Origin of the sequence: Humidesulfovibrio sp. (assembly GCF_035560995.1) — a bacterium.
In the GTDB taxonomy this organism is placed as follows: domain Bacteria; phylum Desulfobacterota; class Desulfovibrionia; order Desulfovibrionales; family Desulfovibrionaceae; genus Humidesulfovibrio.
The window spans coordinates 1-4,287 of sequence record NZ_DATMYK010000039.1 but is presented as its reverse complement, the minus strand read 5'-3'; the positions used below and the strand labels follow the sequence as shown (position 1 = coordinate 4,287).

At 72.0% G+C, this 4,287-nt stretch carries 2 protein-coding genes; both read left to right on the top strand.

What is annotated here, in order from left to right; genetic code table 11:
* On the top strand, positions 1-2,269 hold a 2,269-nt coding region (locus VN419_RS01275), incomplete at its 5' end, for an SMC family ATPase (protein ID WP_325643606.1).
* A 27-nt stretch (positions 2,270-2,296) separates the two neighbouring features.
* Complete coding sequence (locus VN419_RS01270; RefSeq protein ID WP_325643604.1) at positions 2,297-4,213, top strand: bifunctional metallophosphatase/5'-nucleotidase; 1,917 nt, start codon at positions 2,297-2,299, stop codon at positions 4,211-4,213.
* Positions 4,214-4,287: the final 74 nt, after the last annotated feature.

Here is a 4,287-nt window from a genome sequence, read left to right as displayed (position 1 = left end):
GGCCCAGGCCGTGGAAAAGGACTTTCTGGAGCGGGCCCAGGCCAGTGAAGCCCTGGAGCGCCTGCAAGCCGACCTGCCGGGCATGGAGCGACAGGAGCGCACGGCGGAGCGCGCCTTCAAGGCCCTGGAGCACGCGGACCTGGAGGCGGCCATCGGCCAGGGCGAGGCCGAGGGCAGGGAGCGCGAGGCCGCGCTGCGCCAGCTCGGCGCGGACATCGAAGGCCTCTCCGGGCGGCGCGAGGCGGCGCAGTCCGCGTTGGAGCTGGCCCGGGCCGAGCGCGAGAAGACCCCGGAGCGCGCGGCCGAGCAGGAACGCCTGGGCGCACAGCTGAAGCTCTTGCAGGAGCGCGACGCCGCGCGGAAGCACGTCGAGCTGGCGCAGACGCGCGAGGCCACGGCCCGCGCGGGCGCGCAGCAGGCGGCGGCCCTCGCCGCCCAGGCGGACGAACGGCTGGCGGCCCTGGGCGCGGAGATCGAAACCCTGTCCCTGCAGGCCGGGGACGCCGCGCGCCTGGAGCAGGACATTGCACGCCTGGGCAATCTAGCGGAGCAGCGCAAACGGCTGGACGCGCTGCAAGGCCAGCACGCCGCCGCGCAAACGGCCCTGGCCAAGGCCCAGAAGGATGAAGCGGACCGCAAAGACAGGCTGCTCCAAGCCCAGCATCAGCGCCAGCACGCCCAGCAAGCCCTGCTGGACGGACAGGCCGCCCTGCTGGCCGCAAACCTGGCCGAGGGCCAGCCCTGTCCGGTGTGCGGCGCCACGGACCATCCCAGCCCGGCCTCGCACCAGGCGGACCAATTTGCCGAGAAGGCCCTGGCCGGGGCCGAAAGTCTGGTAGAGCAGGCCGAGCAGGACCTCGACCGCGCCCGCACCGCAGCAACCAATGCTCGGGAGGCCCTGGCCCGGCTGGACAGCGGCTTGAGCCATTGCCGAGAGGCCCTGGGCGATGCCGTCGAGATCCCCGCCGCCGAGCTGGCCCGGCAGCTCCAGCAGGCCCGAAGCGCCAAGGCCGACGCAGCGCAGCGGGCCGCGCGCCTGACAAAGGCCCGCACGGAGCGCGACGCCCTGGCCGCCTCGCGGCAGGAGCTGAACGCCCGGCAAACGGCGGCGGAGCAGGAGCTGAACGCCGCCGCCGCCGCCCTGGCCAGCGCCACGGCCCTGCTGGAACGCGCCCAGGCAGGCGCGGGCGGGGCCGACGCGGCCCAGGTGCGGCAGCGGCTGGCCGAGCTGGCCCGGCTCATCCCTGCGGCGGAGCAGACCTTCCTGGCCGCGCAAAAGGCCCTGGACCAGCTGGACGCCGCACTGCGCACGCGCCAGGGCGAACAGACGGCCCTGCGCCAGGCGGCCCAGGACGGGAGCGCCAAGCTCTTCGAACAGCGCGCGACCTTTGAACGCAGGCTGCTCACCGACGGCTTCCCGACCATCCAGGAATACCACGAGGCCAAGCTGCCTCGGTCCAGGGCCGAGGCCCTGCGCCAGGAGGCGGCGAAATTCCGCGAGGCCCTGGCCGCGGGCGCGGACCGTCACGCCCGTGCCGAAACCGCCTGCGCGGACAAGACCCGGCCGGACATGGCCGGGCTGGACGCGGCGCTGGCCCAGGCCGCGGGCGTGGTGGACCGCCTGAACCGCGAATTGGGCGAGCTGGCCACCCAGCGCGAGGGCATCCTTGAGGCCTTGAGGGCCATCGGCGAAAAGGCCGGGCGCGCGCGGGAGCTGGAGGCCCAGTACCGCGTGGCCGGACGTCTGGCCGCCCTGGCGGGCGGGGATAATCCCAAGCGCATGACCCTGCAGCGCTACGTGCTGGCGGCCCTGTTCGAGGAAGTGGCCCGCGCGGCCAGCGAGCGCCTCTCGCGCATGAGCCGGAACCGCTACCACCTGGTGCGCGCCGACGTGGCCCGCGACGGCAGAAGCACCGGCGGCCTGGACCTGGATGTCACCGACGCCCACACCGGGGAAACGCGGCCCGCCTCCACCCTGTCCGGCGGCGAGTCCTTCCTGGCGTCCCTCGCCCTGGCCCTCGGCCTGTCCGATGTGGTCATGGCCCAGCAGGGCGGCAGGCGGCTGGACTGCATCTTCATCGACGAGGGCTTCGGCAGCCTCGACGGCGAGACCCTGGAGTACGCGCTGAACACCCTCATGGAGCTGCACAGCGCGGGCAGGCTCATCGGCATCATCTCCCACGTGGCCGAACTCAAGGAACGCATCGACGCGCGCATCGACGTGCTGCCCGGAAAGAGCGGCAGCAGCATCAAGCAGGTGAACTGCTAGGCCCCCGCCCCCCCAAGGAGACCTCTCATGCGAAAACACGCCGCTCCCCTGCCCTGGAACGCCTTCCGGCCCATGCTGGCCCCTGTCCTAGCCCTTGTTCTGGCGCTCCTCCTGGCCGCCTGCGCCGCCCCGCGCCAGCCGCTTAATCCCTCCAGCCCCTTCAGGCTGACCATCGCCCATGTGAACGACACGCACTCCGCCCTGGAGCCCGCCGAGGAGAACCTGACCCTTGATGTGGACGGCCAGCGGCAGATCGTGCGCGCCAGGCTGGGCGGCATGCCGCGCCTCAAGACCGGGCTCGACGCCCTGCGCGCGACTGGCGGCAACCTGCTGGTGCTCCACGCGGGCGACGCCGTGCAAGGCACCCTCTACTTCAACGTGTTCGCGGGCCAGGCCGAGTTCGACTTCCTGAACCGCCTGGGCCTGGACGCCATGTGCCTGGGCAACCACGAATTCGACAGGGGGCCGGAGCACCTGGGCCGCATGCTGGCCCTGGCGCGCTTCCCGGTGCTCGCCTCCAACGTGGACGCCTCGGCCGAGCCCGCACTCTCCGGGCGCATCGGATCGTACGTCATCCGCGAATACGCCACGCCGGGCGGCGTTGAACGCGTCGGCGTCATCGGCTCCAGCACCACGGCCACGCCGCTTATGACCATGAGCGTGGGCCGCGTGCGCTTCCTCGATCCCGCCCCGGCCATCCGCGCCGCCGTGGCCGAGCTTGCGGCCCAAGGCGTGAACAAGATCGTGCTGCTTTCCCACAACGGCTACGATGTGGACCAGCACTTGGCCAAGAACGTGCCCGGGCTCGACGTCATCGTGGGCGGGCACACCCACAGCCTGCTGGGCGACCGCGCGGCCCTGGCCGGCCTGGGCCTCAAGCCCGCCGGGCCCTATCCCACGGAGGTCAAGGGGCCGGACGGCCGGGCCGTGCTGGTGGTCCAGGCCTGGAAATGGGGCGAGGTGCTGGGCGCGCTGTCCGTGGAGTTTGACGCCAGGGGGCGCATCGCGGGCCACAGCGCCGCGCCGAAACTGCTGGTATCCGAGCCCTTCCGCATGGGACCTTTCACTGTGGACCCCGCCTCACAGGACGGCCGGGCGATCCGCGCCGCGGTGGAGGCCTCGGGCGCGGCCAGCGTCGCTCAAGGCGACCCGGAGTTCCTGGCCCTGCTCGCGCCCTATGCGGAGAAGATCGCCGCCTTCCAGAGCGCGCCCATTGGCGGAACAGGTGGCGGGCCAGGCGGCGAAACAGGCCGCGGGGCAACGCTGCGCGTGGACCTGCTGCGCGGCACGAAGACCGATCCCGGTCCCCTGGTGGCCGACTCCTACCTGGCCAAGGTCCCCGGCGCGCAGATCGCCTTTGTCGGCGCGGGCGGCATTCGCCGCGACCTGCTGGCCGGGCCGGTCACTCTGGGGCAGGTCATGGGCGTGCTGCCCTTTGGCAACACCCTGGTGGCCATGGACGCCACAGGCACGCAGATCAAAGACGTGCTGGAAGACGCCGTGGAGTTCCGCATCGCCACCCGGCCGCCGGAAAACGGCGACCTGCGCCGCATCGCCGTCATCCACACCGCGGGCCTCACCTACGTCATCCACCCCGAACGCCCAAAGGGCAGCCGCATCGACGGCCTGACCCTGCGCCTGCCGAACGGCACAACCGCACCCCTGGACCCCGCCGCCACCTACCGCCTGGTGACCAACAGCTTCCTGGCAGGCGGCGGAGACGGCCTGGCCAGCCTGAAGAACCTCTCCCAGAACCGCGTGGACACGGGCTTTCTGGAGCACGACGCCCTGGCCGAGCATTTGGCTGCGCTGGGAGCCAAGGGTGAGATAGCCCCCCCGGCAGGGCCACGCGTGGTCATCGAGCTGCCCCAGAGCAGGAAGGGCCTGGGTCAGCGCTCGTCGCTGGAAGCCTGGAAGCGGTGGGAATGGGCGGCGGCAGCGTGAGAAGAGGGAAGGGAAAGGGAAGAGAGGGGAAGGGAGATGGGATTTTTTCCAGGGGGCATGCACCCCCTGGACCC

Excerpts from the sequence above, each read along its gene's own strand:
- VN419_RS01270 (WP_325643604.1), top strand. The coding sequence starts at position 2,297 with ATGCGAAAACACGCCGCTCCCCTGCCCTGGAACGCCTTCCGGCCCATG.